This window comes from Thermotoga sp. RQ2, from assembly GCF_000019625.1.
Classification (GTDB): domain Bacteria; phylum Thermotogota; class Thermotogae; order Thermotogales; family Thermotogaceae; genus Thermotoga; species Thermotoga maritima.
The window spans coordinates 435,464-452,784 of sequence record NC_010483.1 but is presented as its reverse complement, the minus strand read 5'-3'; the positions used below and the strand labels follow the sequence as shown (position 1 = coordinate 452,784).

Annotated in this window: 13 protein-coding genes and 4 tRNA genes; 1 reads left to right on the top strand and 16 read right to left on the bottom strand. The window is 48.5% G+C overall.

Features of this window, described 5'->3' with window-relative positions; all coding sequences use genetic code 11:
* Positions 1 to 5: 5 nt before the first annotated feature.
* The 12 genes from TRQ2_RS02360 to TRQ2_RS02305 all read right to left on the bottom strand — a co-directional run bounded on the left by TRQ2_RS02360 (position 6) and on the right by TRQ2_RS02305 (position 10,263).
* A complete protein-coding gene (locus tag TRQ2_RS02360; RefSeq protein WP_012310555.1) occupies positions 6 to 1,301 on the bottom strand; it encodes a nicotinate phosphoribosyltransferase in 1,296 nt (431 codons plus the stop codon).
* 10 nt (positions 1,302 to 1,311) lie between these two features.
* The gene (locus TRQ2_RS02355; protein WP_012310554.1) at positions 1,312 to 1,836 is read right to left on the bottom strand and encodes a cysteine hydrolase family protein; all 525 of its coding nucleotides are present in this window, start codon (positions 1,834 to 1,836) and stop codon (positions 1,312 to 1,314) included.
* A gap of 37 nt (positions 1,837 to 1,873) precedes the next feature.
* Positions 1,874 to 1,962 (bottom strand) — tRNA-Ser (locus TRQ2_RS02350).
* Positions 1,963 to 2,029: 67 nt separating this feature from the next.
* On the bottom strand, positions 2,030 to 3,271 hold the full coding sequence (locus TRQ2_RS02345; RefSeq protein WP_012310553.1) for a hypothetical protein: 1,242 nt from the start codon (positions 3,269 to 3,271) through the stop codon (positions 2,030 to 2,032).
* A 34-nt stretch (positions 3,272 to 3,305) separates the two neighbouring features.
* Positions 3,306 to 4,508 carry an S-layer homology domain-containing protein gene (locus TRQ2_RS02340; protein ID WP_012310552.1) on the bottom strand — a complete coding sequence of 401 codons (1,203 nt, stop codon included), beginning with the start codon at positions 4,506 to 4,508 and terminating at the stop codon, positions 3,306 to 3,308.
* A gap of 82 nt (positions 4,509 to 4,590) precedes the next feature.
* Positions 4,591 to 5,796, bottom strand: a complete 1,206-nt coding sequence (gene tyrS / locus TRQ2_RS02335; protein WP_012310551.1) for a tyrosine--tRNA ligase — start codon at positions 5,794 to 5,796, stop codon at positions 4,591 to 4,593.
* A gap of 4 nt (positions 5,797 to 5,800) precedes the next feature.
* Positions 5,801 to 6,031 carry a preprotein translocase subunit SecG gene (gene secG / locus TRQ2_RS02330; protein WP_004081487.1) on the bottom strand — a complete coding sequence of 77 codons (231 nt, stop codon included), beginning with the start codon at positions 6,029 to 6,031 and terminating at the stop codon, positions 5,801 to 5,803.
* A 19-nt stretch (positions 6,032 to 6,050) separates the two neighbouring features.
* On the bottom strand, positions 6,051 to 8,801 hold the full coding sequence (uvrA, locus tag TRQ2_RS02325; RefSeq protein ID WP_012310550.1) for an excinuclease ABC subunit UvrA: 2,751 nt from the start codon (positions 8,799 to 8,801) through the stop codon (positions 6,051 to 6,053).
* A complete protein-coding gene (locus TRQ2_RS02320) occupies positions 8,798 to 9,946 on the bottom strand; it encodes a TIGR00529 family membrane protein (RefSeq protein ID WP_012310549.1) in 1,149 nt (382 codons plus the stop codon). Before TRQ2_RS02320 ends, uvrA begins: the two co-directional genes overlap by 4 nt.
* 63 nt (positions 9,947 to 10,009) lie before the next feature.
* Positions 10,010 to 10,084, bottom strand: a tRNA-Gly gene (locus TRQ2_RS02315).
* 11 nt (positions 10,085 to 10,095) lie between these two features.
* Positions 10,096 to 10,182: transfer RNA gene (locus tag TRQ2_RS02310), tRNA-Leu, on the bottom strand.
* 5 nt (positions 10,183 to 10,187) lie between these two features.
* Positions 10,188 to 10,263, bottom strand: a tRNA-Lys gene (locus TRQ2_RS02305).
* 99 nt (positions 10,264 to 10,362) lie between these two features.
* Here TRQ2_RS02305 and TRQ2_RS02300 point away from each other — a divergent pair.
* Entirely contained in the window at positions 10,363 to 14,610 is a 4,248-nt protein-coding gene (locus TRQ2_RS02300) for an acyl-CoA dehydratase activase (RefSeq protein ID WP_012310548.1), read from the top strand.
* On the opposite strand, the gene TRQ2_RS02295 is transcribed toward TRQ2_RS02300, so the two are convergent.
* The 4 genes from TRQ2_RS02295 to TRQ2_RS02280 form a co-directional block, all read right to left on the bottom strand.
* Positions 14,594 to 15,373: an ABC transporter ATP-binding protein gene (locus tag TRQ2_RS02295; protein ID WP_235231264.1), complete on the bottom strand. Its 780-nt coding sequence runs from the start codon at positions 15,371 to 15,373 to the stop codon at positions 14,594 to 14,596. The genes TRQ2_RS02300 and TRQ2_RS02295 overlap by 17 nt on opposite strands.
* Positions 15,298 to 16,248, bottom strand: a complete 951-nt coding sequence (locus TRQ2_RS02290) for an ABC transporter substrate-binding protein (RefSeq protein WP_011943079.1) — start codon at positions 16,246 to 16,248, stop codon at positions 15,298 to 15,300. Before TRQ2_RS02290 ends, TRQ2_RS02295 begins: the two co-directional genes overlap by 76 nt.
* Positions 16,249 to 16,342: 94 nt before the next feature.
* Complete coding sequence (locus TRQ2_RS02285) at positions 16,343 to 17,011, bottom strand: ABC transporter permease (protein WP_012310547.1); 669 nt, start codon at positions 17,009 to 17,011, stop codon at positions 16,343 to 16,345.
* On the bottom strand, positions 16,983 to 17,267 hold the full coding sequence (locus tag TRQ2_RS02280) for an MTH1187 family thiamine-binding protein (RefSeq protein WP_011943077.1): 285 nt from the start codon (positions 17,265 to 17,267) through the stop codon (positions 16,983 to 16,985). The genes TRQ2_RS02285 and TRQ2_RS02280 overlap by 29 nt, the downstream gene beginning before the upstream one ends.
* Between the last annotated feature and the right edge of the window lie 54 nt (positions 17,268 to 17,321).

The window sequence follows — 17,321 nt, the reverse complement described above, 5'->3', positions numbered from 1 at the left end:
CCTCCTCACTCTTCCTCCCAGTAGCGTTTCCCCACTTTTTTCAATCTGGGATTTTCTATCTTGTATCTTCCCACCTTTGCGCAGTGTCTTCCATTGACTTCAACGATGTCTGCCGTGATATCCACCTTCTCCCTCAGCAGGCGAGAACCAACACCGTACGCGTCTGCCGGTACCCCCAATCTTTCGAATAGATCTATCTTCTTCTCGTCGAATCCGCCGGAGACGACTATCTTCAGATCATTGAGCCCCACTTTGTCGAACTCCTGACGAGCTCTCCAGACGAGTTCTGGACACACTCCAAAGGAGGATTCATCCTTTGGAACCACGGACTTATCTCTCAAGTTCCCGGAAGTGTCGAACCTCACACCCCATATCTTGTTCTTTCCAGATCCTATGATCGGTGAAGGATCTGTCACTCCGAGTTTGAACGGCTTTTTCATCACGTACTCGTAGAACTTTTCGATGACCCTGAAGGTTGTTCCTATCACATCGTTGTCCCAGTCCACAAGAACGATCCTGTTCACATCTTCTTCCATGTGTCTGTCAAAAGCAATGGCAGCATCTTCCGTTTTTCCATCGTAGCAGGCTATCAGGGCGTGAGGCATCGTTCCCAAGGATTTGACACCCCAGTAGTCCGCGTTCGCGTCTGTAGAAACTCCAAAGGCCCCCGCTTTGAGAGCTGCGTAGCCGTCCGTTGCCTGGACCCAGTAGTGATCAAAACGGGCACTGAAAAAGAGCACGGGTTTTCCTCTCGCTGCCTTCACCACTTTCTTGACGGCCGTTGCCGTGCTGGTGGCTCTTGCGATCACACCGAGAAGCACCGTTTCGAGATACCCGAAATAGGTGGGATCTCCCTCTATTGTCATTATCGGCTCTCCTTCTTTCGCTTCCTCGCCGTCGTAGAGGGCGTGTACTTCTATTTCATCCCATTTGTCTACCCAAAGATCGTTCAGTTTCAATCTGAGGTCCCACTTTTTCTGAGTGAGCTCCAGAATCTTCTGAACGTCCATTTCAACTGAAGCAGCCTGCATTTCTTTGTCTAATTTCAAGATCTCTTCGAAGAGTTCCCTCGCTTTTTCCTCGTCTTTGTAGTATCCCGTGCAGAACTTCAGAATGGCGAGGGCCTCGTCAATTCCGCAGATTACGGCGTCTTTCCTCGGAAAGAACTGATAGTACACCCGTGGATGGCGGTTGTCCCTTTTCAAGACCTTCACATAGTTTATGAAGTATATGTCCGAGTAGTAACCGTTCCTGATGCGGTCGATGGGAACCTTGAAGACCTCGGGACTGAGTCTTTTCACATTGATCACCTCAAATGAATTCTGCTCCTAAAATTTCTTTCATTTCCCTCAGTGCAAAGCGGTGAAGCTCTTCATCGTAAGAAGCAACGCCTTCAGTGATTATTTTAACAGGGATATCCCTGTTTCTCAACTCTTCGACGGTGAAGAGCACACAGATGTGTGTTACAACTCCACAAACGTAAACTTCGTCTATCTCGTTGTCTCTGATTATCTTTTCAAGATTCGTGTTGTAGAAGGCACTGTAACGGTTTTTTTTCACAGAGAAGTGATTGGGATAATCTTTCAAAGCTTTCTCGAGTTTTTCAGTGAGTCTTGCACCATCAGTGTTTGCAACGCAGTGTTTTGGCCAGATGTTGAATTCTCTGTCTTCAGGATCGTGCCAGTCCTGTGTGGTGATGATGGGAAGGTTTTCCTTTTTGAACTCTTCAACCCACTTCAAAATGGGATCGATCACCTTCTCTGCTCCTTCGAAGTAAAGAGCACCGTCTTTGTCAACGAAATCCCTCTGGAGGTCCACCACAAGAAGGGCTCTCACGTTTTCACCCCCTAAAAAGAAAAGCCCCGTGCGGGGCTGGCGGAGGCGGTGGGACTCGAACCCACACGGGCCTTCCGGCCCACCGGTTTTCAAGACCGGCTCCTTAGCCAGTTCGGACACGCCTCCAGTTTTAAATTATACAACAAAACAAAACCCCCGGCAAGTGCCGGGGGTTGATTTGCGGTGGTGTGGATTAGAATGCGAGCCTGTAGGTGATGAATCCAAAGAATGTTGGTTCATCAAGTGTTGTATTTCCATCCTGATTTGTGTCGAGAAGTGTTTGAGTTGTGAAGAAATCGTAGTCGTTGTCCCTGTACGTTCCAAAGAGCACACCCGCGAGGAGTTCTCCGTACTTGTAGGCTGCACCGACGTTGTACCAGAAGTTGTCGGCAGATTTTTCAGCATCGAGTCTGAGGTTTCCAAAGAGTTTGAATCCTTCGTAGTCAAGAAGCGCACCTGCTCTCACGGGAAGTTCGTAGCTGTTGCTGCCATCAAGGTAGATCAATGGTTTAACACCAGCGTAAACCGTCAGGAAATCAACGGGATTTGCCTGAGCAAGAACGGTGGCTCCAAAGTATTTCTTACCCCAATCAACGGTGTCACTGTCCCATCCTTCGTAACTTATGTACGAGTTGTTATCGTAGAACTTGGCAGCTCCTTCGGAGTAGTTGAGGTACGGTGTCACTGTGAGTTTGACAACGTCGAAGTCGAATTCTTTGGAGTATTCTGCGTAAACGATGTAGTTGCTTGTTGCGTTGTCGCTCGTGTAAGCAAGGTCAACCACGAGACCGTCGAGAACGTCCTTTCCAGTGAGGTTCAGATGGAGACCGTATGCGTAGGTGCTTGTGCTTGAATCGATGTCGGTGTCGTAGAACGCACCAAACAGTGTTGCATCGACAAGATCCAGATTTGTGATGGAGACCTTAACACCGATCGCGTCGTCGAAGAAATTCCCTGTTGTTGTGGTGGCATCGTCAAGATCTGTTTCGTTAACAAGATCAGCGTAGTAGAATGCAAGGCCAAGCCCTTCGATTCCAAGCTTCGGTGTCACAGTATAGTTGGGGATAGAATAATCTACACCAGCGTTGGATGGACTTACGTAGAAGATGTAGTCATCTGCGATAATAGCTGTTGGGTTGTACTCTGCGTCGAACAGGGGTGTTTCAAGCTTTAGCCAGAAATCAGCAGTGTTGAGGCTTAGACCAGATCCGTTGAAGGAGAAGTTCACTGTCACTGTTGAACCAAAGGTCTGCGAGAAAGTCACCATGTAGCTTCCGTAAGAGGCTCCTGTCTGTGTGAGATCGATACCTTCCTCGTCGATGATGGCTGTGAATACCAGGTTACCCCAGGTACCCATCTTGAAAGGTAACTCGGCTGCAACTGCTGCTGTGAAGAGCAATCCCAGAACCGCCAGAAGTGTGAGAAGCTTCTTCATAACATCTTACCTCCCCTCAGAATGAAATTTTGAGTTATTTACCACTGATTGCAAGCAGAATGAGACCGAGAATTCCAAAGAACGCACCTGTGAGGATGCTGAGATTCCTGTTGTAAGCCTTCACGCTTTCGATTTTGTCCTCGAGTTCCGCCTTCACCTGATCGATCTTTTCGTTAGTCTCGTTGTACTTCATGTTGAGGTCTTCTTCGAGAGACGACGTTTTTCCGTAGAGGTTGACGATATCCTGTTCATGAAGATCAACCGTCTTCTGTATCTCCGCATCCTTTTCCTTGAGAGCGGAAATTTCATCGTTCAATTTGCTTTCTGTGTCGAGGAGTTTTGTGTAGACCATGTTCAACGTTTTCTCCTGTGACTCTATTTTAGCAGAAAGTTCGGCCTTCGTGTCAAGTATTTTTTTGTTTAGATCTTCGTTGAGTGCAGCGACTTTGTTGTAGAGGTTTATGATGTCTTTTTCGTGAAGTTCGACCATTGCGGAGATTTCTTCATCTTTCCTGGAGAGTTTCTCTTCTGTCGCGGCGATCTTGTTGTTGAGTTCCTCGTTAACGGAACTGATCTTGTTGTAAATGTTTATGATGTCTTTCTCGTGGAGATCAACCATGGCCTTGAGATCGGCGAGTTTGTTTCCAAGGTCCTTTTCAAGGGCTGCGAGTTTTTCGTTCACTTCAGAGATCTTTGCGTCCACATTCTCCTTGTATCTTTCGTAGTCTCTGGAGAGATTTCCAAGTTTGAGCCCGATGTTGTTCACAACTTCTCTGTTGAGCGAGATCTCTTTGTCGAACTCCATCTCGATCTCTTCTTTCACAGAATCGATCTTCTCGAGCAGTTCTCTTTCGGTTTCTGTGAGATTGGCCTGAGTGGTACCTATCTGGGATGCCAGAGTGTCCAGTATGCCGGTGAGACCGTTAACCTTCTCCTCGAGGGCCATGTACTTGTCGGAGAGATTTCCAACAACCTGTGCCAGATCACCTGAAGCACCTGCAAGCATCTTCTGTTCGATGAAATCGAGGAGCCTGCTCACCGCAGTCGCTGCTTCGTATCTGGTGATGTACCTGTCCCCTTTGAACTCGCCGTCCGGATAACCTATGAAGATACCCCTCTGCCACAGCTTCCAGACGTACTCGTAAGCCCAGTGATCTTTTGGAACATCAGGGAAGAACGCGAACATCGCTGAGAAGAAAACGGACAGCATTGCAACGGTAAGAAGAACTCTCTTCATGGGACAAACCTCCCTTCTCATTGATCACAGTTAAATCCTGTGGTGATTATACCATCCCGTCCAAAGGAAATTCAAGAGTTTTCTAAAGTTTTTTTGTCTCTCCACCTGATATTCTGTAGAACTTCCTCTTTCCAACTCTCAAAACTCGCTCTCCATCAGGTTCTACAGTGAATTTTATGTCCTCTATCCTCTCTCCGTCGATGTACACTCCACCTTGAGAAACGAGTCTTTTAGCCTCACTTTTGCTGGATGCAGCTCCTATCTCCACGAGGAGATCCACGATGTTCTTATCCTGAGAAATCTCAACGACCGGCATCTCGTCAGGAATTTCTTTCTTTTGAAAGACTTTCACGAATTGTTCCTGGGCCTTCTTTGCGTTTTCCTCTCCGTGGAAGAAACGGGTTATTTCGTACGCGAGAACCATCTTTACGTCTCGTGGATTGATCGTTTTTTCCTTCATCTTTTTCTCGTACTCTTCGATCACTTCTTCTGGGATGTTCGTGAGAAGGTGCATGTATTTTATGATGAGTTCATCAGGTATGGACATGAGTTTCCCGTACATCTCCTCGGGCGGATCGTTGAAAGCGATGTAGTTTCCGTAGCTTTTGCTCATCTTCAATTTTCCATCCGTTCCTTCGATGATCGGCATCGTCATGACGATCTGGGGCTCTTGACCGTATTCTTCCTGTATCTTCCTTCCCACAAGGAGGTTGAAAAGCTGATCCGTTCCGCCGAGTTCCACATCTGCCTGGATGGCAACGGAATCGTAGGCCTGTGCGAGCGGGTACAGAAACTCCGATACGGCGATGGGAATGCCTTCTTTGAATCTCTTTGCGAAATCGTCTCTCTCGAGCATCCTCGCAACCGTGTACTTTGAAGCCAGAACGATCACATCCGCGAAGGTCATCCTGTCGAGCCATTCACCGTTGAATCGAAGCTCCGTTCTTTCTGGATCCAGTATCTTGAAGGCCTGTTCCTGATAGGTCTTTGCGTTCTCCAGAACCTCTTCTTTGGTCAGCATGGGACGCGTTTCGTTCCTTCCAGAGGGATCACCAATGCGTGCGGTGAAGTCTCCTATGATCAAAACGACCGTGTGACCGAGATCCTGAAACTCTCTCAGCTTCCTCAAAACGACCGCATGTCCCAAATGCAGGTCGGGCCTTGAGGGATCCACGCCGAGTTTCACGCGGAGTTTTCCCTTTCTTTTTATTCTGTCGAGGAGTTCTTCTTCGCTTATGAGGTCAACAACATTTCTTTTGAGAATTTTCACCTGTTCTTCCGGCGTCATCCTATCACCTCGTTAGGACGAAAGCTGTTACTACGCAGGAAACGAAAAAGAGTACAGACAGGACAAGAGTGATCTTTCCACCGGTGTCGAGGCCTTTCCTCCTTCCAAAAACGGTGTGAAGTCCTCCACTTCCGAAGGCACCACCGAGCTCTGAGAATTTCGACATCTGTACCTGGACCATGTAGATGAGAGCCACGCTTATGATGGTGTGAACGATTAGGAAAAACGTCTTCATCACTACACCTCCCTGGGCATTATAACACGTTCTTCAAGAATCTTCCGGTGTAAGAGTGAAGATTCTTTGCTATTTCCTCTGGTGTTCCCGTTGCAACTATGTAGCCACCTTCTTTTCCACCTTCAGGACCGAGATCTATGATGTGGTCTGCGTTTTTTATGACATCGAGATTGTGTTCTATCACGATTACGGTGTTTCCTCTATCTACCAGCCTGTGGAGAACTTCCACGAGTTTTCTCACGTCTTCAAAGTGAAGTCCAACAGTTGGCTCGTCGAGTATGTAGAGGGTTCTTCCCGTATCTCTTTTTCTCAACTCAGAGGCGAGTTTGATTCTCTGCGCCTCACCCCCGGAGAGGGTGGTGGCTGGTTGCCCGAGTTTCACGTATCCCAAGCCCACATCGTGCAAAACCTGAAGCGTTCTCTTTATAGAGGGTATGTTCTTGAAGAACTCCAGCGCTTCATCCACCGTCATATCGAGTATATCAGAAATGTTTTTTCCTTTGTAGGTTATCTCGAGTGTTTCTCTGTTGTATCTCTTTCCCTTGCAAACATCGCACTCCACGTACACATCGGGAAGGAAGAGCATTTCTATCTTCACGTAACCCTGACCCTGACAGGCTTCACATCTTCCTCCCTTCAGATTGAAGCTGAATCTGCTCTTGGTGTAACCACGTGCCTTAGCAGCGGGGGTCATGGCAAAGAGGCTTCTTATTTCGTCGAACACCTTGGTGTAGGTAGCCGGGTTGCTCCTCGGTGTTCTTCCAATGGGAGATTGATCTATCGCGATCACCTTGTCGATGTTCTCGTGTCCTTCGATCGAATCGAATTCTCCAGCGGGAAGTTTGGTTTTGTGAAGGAGATTCATCAACGCCGGGTAGAGCGTTTCCATGACGAGGGAAGATTTTCCAGATCCCGACACTCCCGTGACACAGACGAAGACACCGAGGGGAATCTCAACGTCTATGTTCTTCAGATTGTTGTGACGAACGCCTTTGATCTTCAAAGACGCGTAAGGAAGCCGCCTCGTTTTGTTTACTGCGATCTTTCTTTTCCCCGAGAGGTATTCACCCGTCAGAGAGCTGTCTGGATTTTTCAAAAGTTCATCCACGGTACCCTGGAAGACGACCCGACCACCGTTCGTTCCCCCGCCCGGTCCGATGTCTATGATGTGGTCAGCGTTCCTGATCACTTCCTCATCGTGTTCCACCACTATCACCGTGTTTCCAAGATCTCTGAGCTTTTTGAGGGTTTTTATCAGTCGCTCTGTGTCCCTTGGGTGGAGTCCAATAGTCGGCTCGTCCAGAACGTAGATGACTCCCGTGAGACCCGAACCTATCTGTGTTGCGAGCCTTATTCTCTGAGATTCTCCTCCAGAGAGTGTGGTGGCGGATCTGGAGAGAGTGAGATATTCGAGTCCAACGTCCACGAGGAATTCGAGCCTTTTTTCTATTTCCTTCAGGAGTTCTCCCACGATTTCTCGCTCTCTTTCGGTGAGATTCAGATTCTTCAAAAATTCGAGTTCTTCTGAGATAGAAAGCTCGGTGAACTCGTGTATGTTCAAACCGTTTATCTTCACAGAGAGGGCTTCCCTGTTCAGTCTTTTCCCACCGCAGACGGAGCAGGTTCTCTGTACGATGAAGTTCTTTTCCAGCCACTCCTTCATCTCGGGAGATTCCGTTTCTCTGTGCCACCTCTGAACTTTTGGAACCACTCCTTCGAAACGATCATCTCCGTACAAGATGAACTCTTTCACATCTTCAGGCAGATCTTTGAAGGGAAGGTGAGGGGAAACACCTCGCTTTTCTATCTCCCTTGCGACCCATCTCGAGAGCCTTCTGTCCCATCTGTACGGAATGATCGCACCTTCGAGAACGCTCTTCTCTTCGTCTATCACGAGGGATGGATCCACCTCAAATGTGAAGCCGAGGCCGTGACAGTTCGGACACGCACCGTACGGACTGTTGAAAGAAAACAGCTTTGGTGTGATCTCTGGAAACCCGATACCACACACCGGGCACATGAGGTTTTCGCTGAAGATCTTGCATTCTCCGGTGTCGACGTTTCTGATCTCGACGAATCCTTTTCCTTCCCTCATTGCTAGCTCGAGACTGTCCAGTATCCTGTGTTCGTTTCTGGTTTCAAGGATCAACCTATCGACCACCAGCTTCACAGTGTGTCGTTTGTTCTTGTCGAGTTCCGGCACTTCCTCGAGCCTGTAAATCTCGCCGTCTATTTCTATTCTCGCGAATCCTTTGGAGATGAACTCTTCGATCTCTTTTTTGAATGTTCCTTTCTTCTCCGTCGCAACTGGTGCGAGTATGTAGATTCGACTCCCCTCTTTGAAAGAATTGAACAAATCCTGAAGGATCTCATCGATGCTCTTTTTCTCGAGAGGCCTTCCGCACTCAGGGCAGTGGGCTTTTCCTATCCTCGCGTAGAGCACCCTCAGGTAATCGTAAATTTCCGTCACCGTTCCAACGGTCGATCTGGGATTGTGAGAGACGGTTTTCTGATCTATGGCTATGGCGGGGGAAAGCCCTTCTATCTCGTCAACATCGGGTTTTTTCAGGTTGCCGAGGAACTGTCTCGCATACGTAGAAAGTGACTCCAGATATCTTCTCTGCCCTTCGGCGTATATCGTGTCCATGGCGAGTGAAGACTTCCCCGATCCTGAAACTCCCGTTATGACAACAAGCCTGTTCTTTGGAATCCTCACGGTTATGTTTTTCAGATTGTGAATTCTTGCTCCTTTCACCACGATTTCGTTCACAGGATCACCCCCAAAACGAGGGCGCCGAGGATCAGAGTCAGCACCAGTGGGAGGAACACCTTCTTTAGAATGTCGAACACCTCTACCTCGAAGAATTTCGCAGACAGCACGACGCACAGATGAACCGGAGACAGTATGACACCACCCACAGCGAACATGTAGGTGTACACGGCGTACTTGCTGCTGAACACCTCCATCAAAACAGGAAGAGAAATACCGACGGCTGCCTGTGTGATACCCGTGGAGATTCCCGACACGAGAGGTAAAAAGATGAGAAGGATCCAGGGAGAAAGATTCCATCTGACAAATTCAGCCGCGATGCCTTCACCCACGCCGGAGTGTTCAACTATGACCTTGTAGATGTAAACAAGAAAAAGGACGAGAAAAACATCCCACTTATTGAAAACCTGCTTCAGAGTCTTTAGAAGGTATCTTCTCCTGAATACCGCATAACCCGATGTGCTCAAAAGAAGTGCGAACCATCCTGGAACTTTGAAAATAAGTATGAGAACACCCGTTCCCAGAACGGGTATCAGTGGAAGAAGATTGAAGAAAGATCTGGGTTTAGAGAGACGGGGAAGTTGCTTTCCATTGAAAAAAAACCATCCCAGAAGAAAGGCTATGGCAAACACAGGAAAGAGAGTCAGAGAAACCTTTCCCGGATGGATCCCGGAGAGTTCAGAGACGAGCACCACAGCTGGATATATGGGCCAGAAGAATTCTATCGTGTGTCTGAACCAGTAGTTCTTGACGGCGAGTTTCAGCGGATTCTCTTCGGGAAGTGAATTCTTCACTATGGGAGCTGTGAAGAGAGCTCCGCCGGGCATCGGCATGAGACCTATGAGAGCGGGGACGAACGAATCCACGTTCTTCGAAAAGATAGTTCGCATTTCCTCGGAAAAGCGGTTGTAATCACCTGAATTTTCCATCATTCCTGAAAGAAGGTATATCAGAAAAACCGTCGCAATGAGTGACCAGAAGGAATCTGAAGAGATTGTCCAGGAAAGAATTTCCGGAATGTTTCTCACCTTGAGAGAGAGAATCATCACGATGACACCAGAGAGCAGAGAAATGGAAAGTTTTTTGAAAACTCTCTGCACAACAATGACTGTGAAAAGGGATAACAACACTGACAGAGTGTTCAAGACTCTTCTACCTCCACGACGTAAAGAAAAAGAAGAAGGGGAGATTTCCCCTTCTTTCTTGTCTGGAGCGGGCGACGGGATTCGAACCCGCGACCCCCAGCTTGGCAAGCTGGTGCTCTACCACTGAGCTACACCCGCCTGCTCTATCCTGGTGCGAGAGGTGGGACTTGAACCCACACGGGCTTCAGCCCACTGGATTCTAAGTCCAGCGCGTCTGCCAGTTCCGCCACTCTCGCACCGCTGGTGACCCGGGTGGGATTCGAACCCACGACCCCCTGATTAAAAGTCAGGTGCTCTGCCTGCTGAGCTACCGGGTCGCCGGTACAAATGATATCACAGAGTGGAGAGGATTTCAAGAGGTGAGTTGAGACTGCGAACGTTAGGTGTTAAAATATTCAACAAAGAGGTGATGTGAAATGACCGGAGTGTGCATCGGTTCCTCGAGTGTTTCATTCTACAGTGAAAGGGAGAAAGGAAATCTTCCTCACAACGGAGATCCCCTCGCTCTGCTTTCCATGATGATCCCCGCTTTTCTCGATGAAGGGCCCGTGGTCATCACAGGTCGAAAGACAAGAGAAATAATAGATCTGCCTCAGATATCCGAAGCGGAGGCAACGGAAATCGCCTACAGGCATCTCATGAAAAAATACGGAAAGGTCGAAGCCGTTGTCAGTGCCGGTGGGGAGAACACCATTCTCTACAGAGTGAACGATAAGGGAATCATAACCGGCATATACACGGGTAGCAAGTGCGCCTCGGGAACGGGAGAATTCTTCCTTCAGCAGCTTCAGAGGATGGGAATATCTCTTGAGGAAGCCAACAGTGTCGAGACGGAAGAGTACTATGAACTCTCCTCGAGGTGTACCGTTTTCTGCAAGAGTGATTGCACCCACGCGCTGAACAAAGGGGTTCCAAAGGAACTCGTTCTGAACGGTCTTGGAAAGGTGATGGCCGACAAGATAGTGGAACTGGCTCACAAGGCAGGAGTTAAGAAGATCCTCCTTGTCGGTGGAACGACGAGAAACAGGCTCATGTTGAAGCACCTGGAAAGAGTTCTGGAAGTGATCGTTCCGGAAGAAGCGCTGTTCTTCGAAGCCTACGGGGCTTACCTGTGGGGAAAGCTGAACGGAGTGGTATCGAAAAAGACCTTCACGATCAAAAAAGAAGAAATTACCAGTTTTCCCACTCACGAGCCTCTCAAAAAGTACCTGCACATGGTCGAGTTCAAAGAAATGCCGTTCCAGCAGGCAAGAGATGGGGATGTGTGTGTGCTGGGAATAGACGTTGGATCCACCACAACGAAAGCGGTGCTGATGAGATACGATGATGAAGCCATCCTGGCGGGAGTGTACCTTCGAACTCTGGGAGATCCCATAAGAGCGGCAAGGCAGTGCTACTCCTCTATATTGGAGCAGCTCAACGGGACGAAAGTGAAGATAATCGGACTCGGTGTGACGGGATCAGGGAGGAAGATCGTTGGGCTGTATTCTCAGACCGACGCCGTGTACAACGAGATAATGGCGCACGCGAAAGCGGCCGCTCATTTCGATCCAGAGGTGGACACGATCTTCGAGATAGGAGGTCAAGATGCCAAGTACACCTATCTGGTGAACGGGGTTCCGGCGGATTACGCGATGAACGAAGCCTGTTCGGCCGGGACGGGATCTTTCCTCGAAGAGGCAGCGGGAGAGTCCCTTGGAGTCCACTACACCGAGATCGGAGATCTCGCTCTGAAAGGCGAAAATCCTCCGAACTTCAGCGATCAGTGCGCGGCCTTCATAGGAAGCGACGTCAAGACGGCGGTGAACGAAGGGATCTCTAAAGAAGACATATGCGCCGGGCTTGTGTACTCCGTGTGTATGAACTACCTGAACAGGGTGAAAGGAAGCAGACCTGTAGGAAAGAAGATCTTCATGCAGGGCGGAGTTTGCTACAACAAAGCGGTGCCTGTTGCCATGGCTGCTCTCGTTGGAAAGAACATAGTTGTTCCCCCGCACCCGGGTTTGATGGGCGCTTACGGAGTGGCTCTGCTCACCAAAGAGAATCTTGAACTCGGTTTTCTGGAAAAGAAAGAGTTCAAACTGAAGGAATTGATCTCCAGAGAAGTCAGATACAGAGGAACGTTCATCTGTCCCGGTGGGAAAGAAAAATGCGATAGAAAGTGTGAGATCAGGATCATAGAGATCGATGGAAAGCGGTTCCCGTTCGGTGGTGCCTGCAACAAGTACGAGAACGTGCTGAGACACGCCAACATAGACAGCACAAAGTACAACTTCGTCAAAAACAGGGAGAAATACATTTTCCACCTCGAGAGAGAAGTGAAGGGAGCAAAGACCATCGGTTTGAGCAGATCTTTGGCGATGAACAACCTTTTCCCGCTTTTCTACACCTTCCTTACAGAACTCGGTTTCGACGTTGTGGTTCCCGAAAAGTCCGACAGACGCGGCTGGGAGATGATGAACTCCGAATTCTGCTTCCCGGTGGAACTCTCCCACGGCTACATGTACGATCTGATCTCGAAGAATCCGGATCTGATATTCGTTCCAAGGTTGAGAGGAATCAAAGTGGAAAATTCAGAGAACTACAACGTCTTCTGTCCCTTTGTTCAGAGTGAAGTTGACTGGCTCACATCTGCGTTTCCTGAAATGGAAGAAAAGCTCGTGACGGGCTATTTCGATTTCTCGCGCGGTGATGAAAAGGAAGAATTTCTCAGAGTGGCTGAAAGGCTTGGAAGATCACGCGAGGAAGGGGAACGAGCCTTTGAAAAGGCCTGGAAGGCTTTCAACGAAAGGTTTAGTCTCATAAAGAAACAGTGGAATGAATTTCTGAAAATTCTTGACGAGTCGGAATTCGGTGTGGTTCTCTTTGGAAGATCTTACAACGCCTTCTCTTCCGATGCGAACATGGGAATCCCCGAAAAATTCGCCACCCGCGGAATTCCCATCATCAACTTCGATTCCATACCCTTCGAGGATGAAAAGGGCTACAGAAACATGTACTGGTCGTGGGGAGAGATGATTCTCAAAGCGTCACGATTCGTCGAAAAGCATCCAAAACTCTTTGGGGTTTACATCACCAACTTCAGCTGTGGGCCCGATTCTTTCATCATCTCTTACTTCAGAGACATAATGGCGAAGAAACCATCACTCGTTCTGGAACTCGACAGTCACACAGCGGACGCGGGCATAGAAACGAGAATCGAAGCCTTCATAGACATTGTGAAGAGTTATCTCAGACTTCAGAGAAAGAAAGAAGAAAGAAAGAGTGCGAAAAGACCCCAAACAGTGCTGGAGAAAAACACCCTCTACGTGATCACTCCGGACGGAGAGAGACTGCGGCTCAACGATGAAAGGGTGAAGGTTGTTTTCCCGTCGATGGGTCAGTTCGGGTCTCAGTGTCTTTCTGCGGCTTTCAGATACTACGGTGTCAGGTCCGACGTGTGTCCTCCACCGGACGTCGAGGAGTTCAAACTCGGAAGGGGGAACTCTCTTTCGAAGGAGTGTCTTCCTCTTCAACTCACTCTTGGAAGCCTCATAAAGTACATCAGAGAGAAAGCATCCGATGACGAGATCATACTTTATTTCATGCCAGAGACGATGGGACCGTGCCGTTTCGGGCAGTACAGTGTCTTCATGAACCTGTGGCTCGACAGGAACAACGTGAGAAACGTGACGCTCTTCGGTTTGAATTCCGAAAACGCCTACGCGGGGCTTGGAATCGCTTTCAGGATCAGAGCATGGCTGGCTGTTGTCGTTTCCGATGTGTTCTTCGATGTGGAACGCGCTGTGATGACGCTGGCGAGGGACAAAGAAGAAGCGAAAAAAATCCTTGAAGGATGCAGGGAAAAGATATTGAACAGTCTTGCAAACGATTCTCTCAGGGACTTCTTCAAAACACTCGATGAAGTCTCAGAGATACTTTCGGGTGTTGAGAGAATAATGGATTACGAAAAGGCACCGAAGGTACTGCTCACAGGAGAAATCTACGTGAGAAGAGACGAGTTTTCCAGAAAACACCTCGAAAACCTGATGGAGAAGAACGGGATCATCATGCACATATCGCCGGTCCACGAGTGGATCTATTACACGGATTATCTGTACCTCAACAGGTTGATCTCTCCGAATTCCACCCGCGTGGACAGGCTGAAGAAGCGAATCGAGATCCTCGTGAAAAGGTACGTAGAGAGAAGAGTGAAAAAAATCTTGGAAAAAAGCGGCTTTTACAGGTCTCATATGGTGGATGTAGAATCCATTGTTGACGCGGCGAAAGACTACCTGAATCCAAAGCTCACCGGAGAAGCGATCCTCACCATAGGAACCGTCCTGCATGAGATCGTAAACCACTACGATGGTATCATCTCAATAGGACCCTTTGGTTGCATGCCGAGCAGGATAGCGGAAGCGGTTGTGAAAAAAGGCTTGAAAGAACAAAAAGAGAAGACCACAGGGGTTTTGAGAAAAGTACTGGACGAGTTCGGAGACCTTCCCGTGATACACATAGAGTCCGATGGGAATCCGTTCACACCAACGGTACAGAGCAAGCTGGAGGCGTTCATGTTCCAGGTCAGAAGATTGAGAAACTACCTGAACGGTCTGCTGAACACGGAGAACACCCTGGAGGAAACTGAAGAGACTCTCCCTGAAAATATCAGGGTTGATTCATGAGAGTCTCCAGCACCTCTTCTTCTATTTCTGAGAAACGAGGATCGGAAAAAGTTTTTATGGTTCTCGGCTTTGGAAACGGCACGCGTATTTCCTTCAAAATCCTTGCGGGGCGATCGGAGAGGATCAATATTCTGTCTGAAAGGAAGACCGCTTCCTCCACGTCGTGAGTGATGAGTACGACCGTACTTTTCATCCTGTGTACGATCTCAGAAAGCCATATCTGGAGTTTCTTTCGAGTGTAAGCATCTACCGAAGAAAAAGGTTCATCGAGTACGAGGAGCTCCTCGCCCGATAGAACGGCCCTCAGAAGAGACAGTCTCTGCCTCATACCGCCACTCAGCTGGTACGGCCTTTTCTCTTCAAAGCCAGAAAGACCGAATCGTTCAAACAATTCTTTTATGTTTGATGGCGGCAGTTCTTTTCTGAGAACGAGTGGGAGCACGGCGTTCTCATAGGCGGTCATCCAGTCGAACAGCACATCCTTTTGAGGACAGTATCCGAGACGAGATGTGAAGATCTCTATCTTTCCCTCGTAGGGAATCAATCCCAGAATAGCCTTCACAACGGTGGTCTTTCCACATCCGGATGGTCCCACAAGGGAGAGGATCTCTCCCCTTTGAACCTCCAAGGAGAGATCCTCCACCGCTTTGAGTTCTCCGTAGCAAACCGTGAGGTGGGATACCTTTATCACGGTAGGAACTCGTTTGTGAACGCCTTCGTCACGTCTATCGTCTCTTTCAGGAATCCCATAGAGTGAAGCCATTCCGCGTATCTCCTCCAGACTTCTTCTTTCTGGTAGCCCCATTTTTCCGCGTCCGCTTTGTACTGACCTGCGAGGTACTTTTGAGATTCTACAACGATCTTTTCATCCAGTTCCGGAGCGTATTTGAGGAGTATTTTGGCTGCCTCCACAGGGTGCTGTATTGCGTACTCGTATCCCTTGGCCGTGGCTCTCAAAAATCTTCTTACGAGATCTGGATTTTGCTTTATGAGAGATTCGCTCGTTATCAGAACCGGCGTGTAGTAGTCAAAGACTTCGTCTATATCCTTCAGCGGGAGGAACTCTATCTCTATCCCTTTCACCTTGCTGGCAACACCGTCCCATCCGTAGAAGATCCAGGCAAAATCGAACACATTGTTCAGCGTTCCCGCAAAGAAATCCATCTGTCCCACGTTCACAAAAATCACCTTTGAAGGATCTGCACCGTATTTTCTCATGATGTATTCTATGGTCGCCTTCTCTATAGGAGAACCCCAGCTTCCGTATCTCTTACCCTCCCAGTCTTTCACACTTTTGATTCCTTCATCCTTCAGCCAAGCGAAACCCGATGTGTTGTGCTGGATGATGGCAGCTATGGAGACGATGGGCATCCCTTCTCCTCTGGAGAGGGTGACCGCTTCCTGATAACTCACGCCAAATTCCGCTTTTCCACTCGCTACAAGCTGTTCCGCTGTCAACCGAGACGGTTGAACGATCTTCACATCCAACCCTTCTTCTCTGTAGTATCCAAGGTCCTTGGCTACGTAGAGCCCCGTGTGGTTCGTGTTGGGATACCAGTCCAGTACGACCGTTACCTCTTCAGCGAAAAGTGCAAGGACAGAGATCAAAAACATCGCAATGAAGGTCAGTCTTTTCATTTTACCAGCCTCCTTTCCTCGAACCAAGGTGTGAGTTTTCTGGAGAGAATATCAGCTATCTTGAAGACGGCAACGCTGAGCACAACCACAACTATCACAGAGAGAAAGAGCCAGAGAGAAAGAGCCTGTCAGCTCTGAAGGTGTTCATTGCCCTTATCATGTATATGCCCAGGCCTTTTTCTGCTCCAAGCCATTCTCCTATCACAGCGGAAACCACAGCGTATGTGGCGGATATCTTGAGCCCAGAGAGAACGTAAGGTAACGTGTGCGGTAGTACAAGGTACCTGTAGATCTGGATCTTCGTTGCCTTCATCACTTTGAAAAGATCCAGAGCGTCCTGATCGATCGTTCTGAATCCTTCGAGAGTGTTGAGCGCAACCGGAAAGAGTGTGACGAACGCTACTATGCCTATTTTCGTGCCCACGCCCAGACCGAACCAGATGATGACGAGCGGTGCCACAGCAACGATGGGTATCGCCTGTGAGATGATGAGGATCGGGTACATTACCTCTTTCACCGTCTGGAACAGATCCATCAGGACCGCAAGCCCCATTCCCAACACGAGGCCTATAACCAGGCCAGAAAAAGCCTCAAGGATCGTGTAGAGACTGTGATCCATCAAGATTTTCCACTGCGAAAGTCCCTCGAGAACTATGGAAGAAGGTTTGGGAAGAAGATACTGTGGGACTTTCGAGAACTCCCACACGAAAATCAGAGCTATAAAAAACAGCCATTTAGCGGTACTTCGATACCTTCTCTTCAATCGTGATACCTCCGACTTTGTAATCGATGTCCAGCTGAAGAACGAATCGTTTCGCGAACTGTTCAAGGTATCTGACGAGCTCTTTCACACGATCCATGATCTCTTCGAATTCACCTTCCACGGTGGTGTTGGAAGGACCCACTTCGTATTTCATGCCCCACGAAGAGATCTTTTCGATCGCTCTGTCGATCACCTCGTGGAGTCTTCCATCTTCCACGGCGGGAATCACCTTTATGGAAACCGTTACTTTCGGCATTTTTTCACCTCCTCAATTCGGCTCTTCTAATTTGAATTATAACATAGTATAATA

Excerpts from the sequence above, each read along its gene's own strand:
- TRQ2_RS02345 (WP_012310553.1), bottom strand. The coding sequence starts at position 3,271 with ATGAAGAAGCTTCTCACACTTCTGGCGGTTCTGGGATTGCTCTTCACA.
- TRQ2_RS02340 (WP_012310552.1), bottom strand. The coding sequence starts at position 4,508 with ATGAAGAGAGTTCTTCTTACCGTTGCAATGCTGTCCGTTTTCTTCTCA.
- tyrS (WP_012310551.1), bottom strand. The coding sequence starts at position 5,796 with ATGACGCCGGAAGAACAGGTGAAAATTCTCAAAAGAAATGTTGTTGAC.
- secG (WP_004081487.1), bottom strand. The coding sequence starts at position 6,031 with ATGAAGACGTTTTTCCTAATCGTTCACACCATCATAAGCGTGGCTCTC.
- TRQ2_RS02300 (WP_012310548.1), top strand. The coding sequence starts at position 10,363 with ATGACCGGAGTGTGCATCGGTTCCTCGAGTGTTTCATTCTACAGTGAA.
- TRQ2_RS02295 (WP_235231264.1), bottom strand. The coding sequence starts at position 15,373 with ATGGCTTCACTCTATGGGATTCCTGAAAGAGACGATAGACGTGACGAA.
- TRQ2_RS02290 (WP_011943079.1), bottom strand. The coding sequence starts at position 16,248 with ATGAAAAGACTGACCTTCATTGCGATGTTTTTGATCTCTGTCCTTGCA.
- TRQ2_RS02280 (WP_011943077.1), bottom strand. The coding sequence starts at position 17,267 with ATGCCGAAAGTAACGGTTTCCATAAAGGTGATTCCCGCCGTGGAAGAT.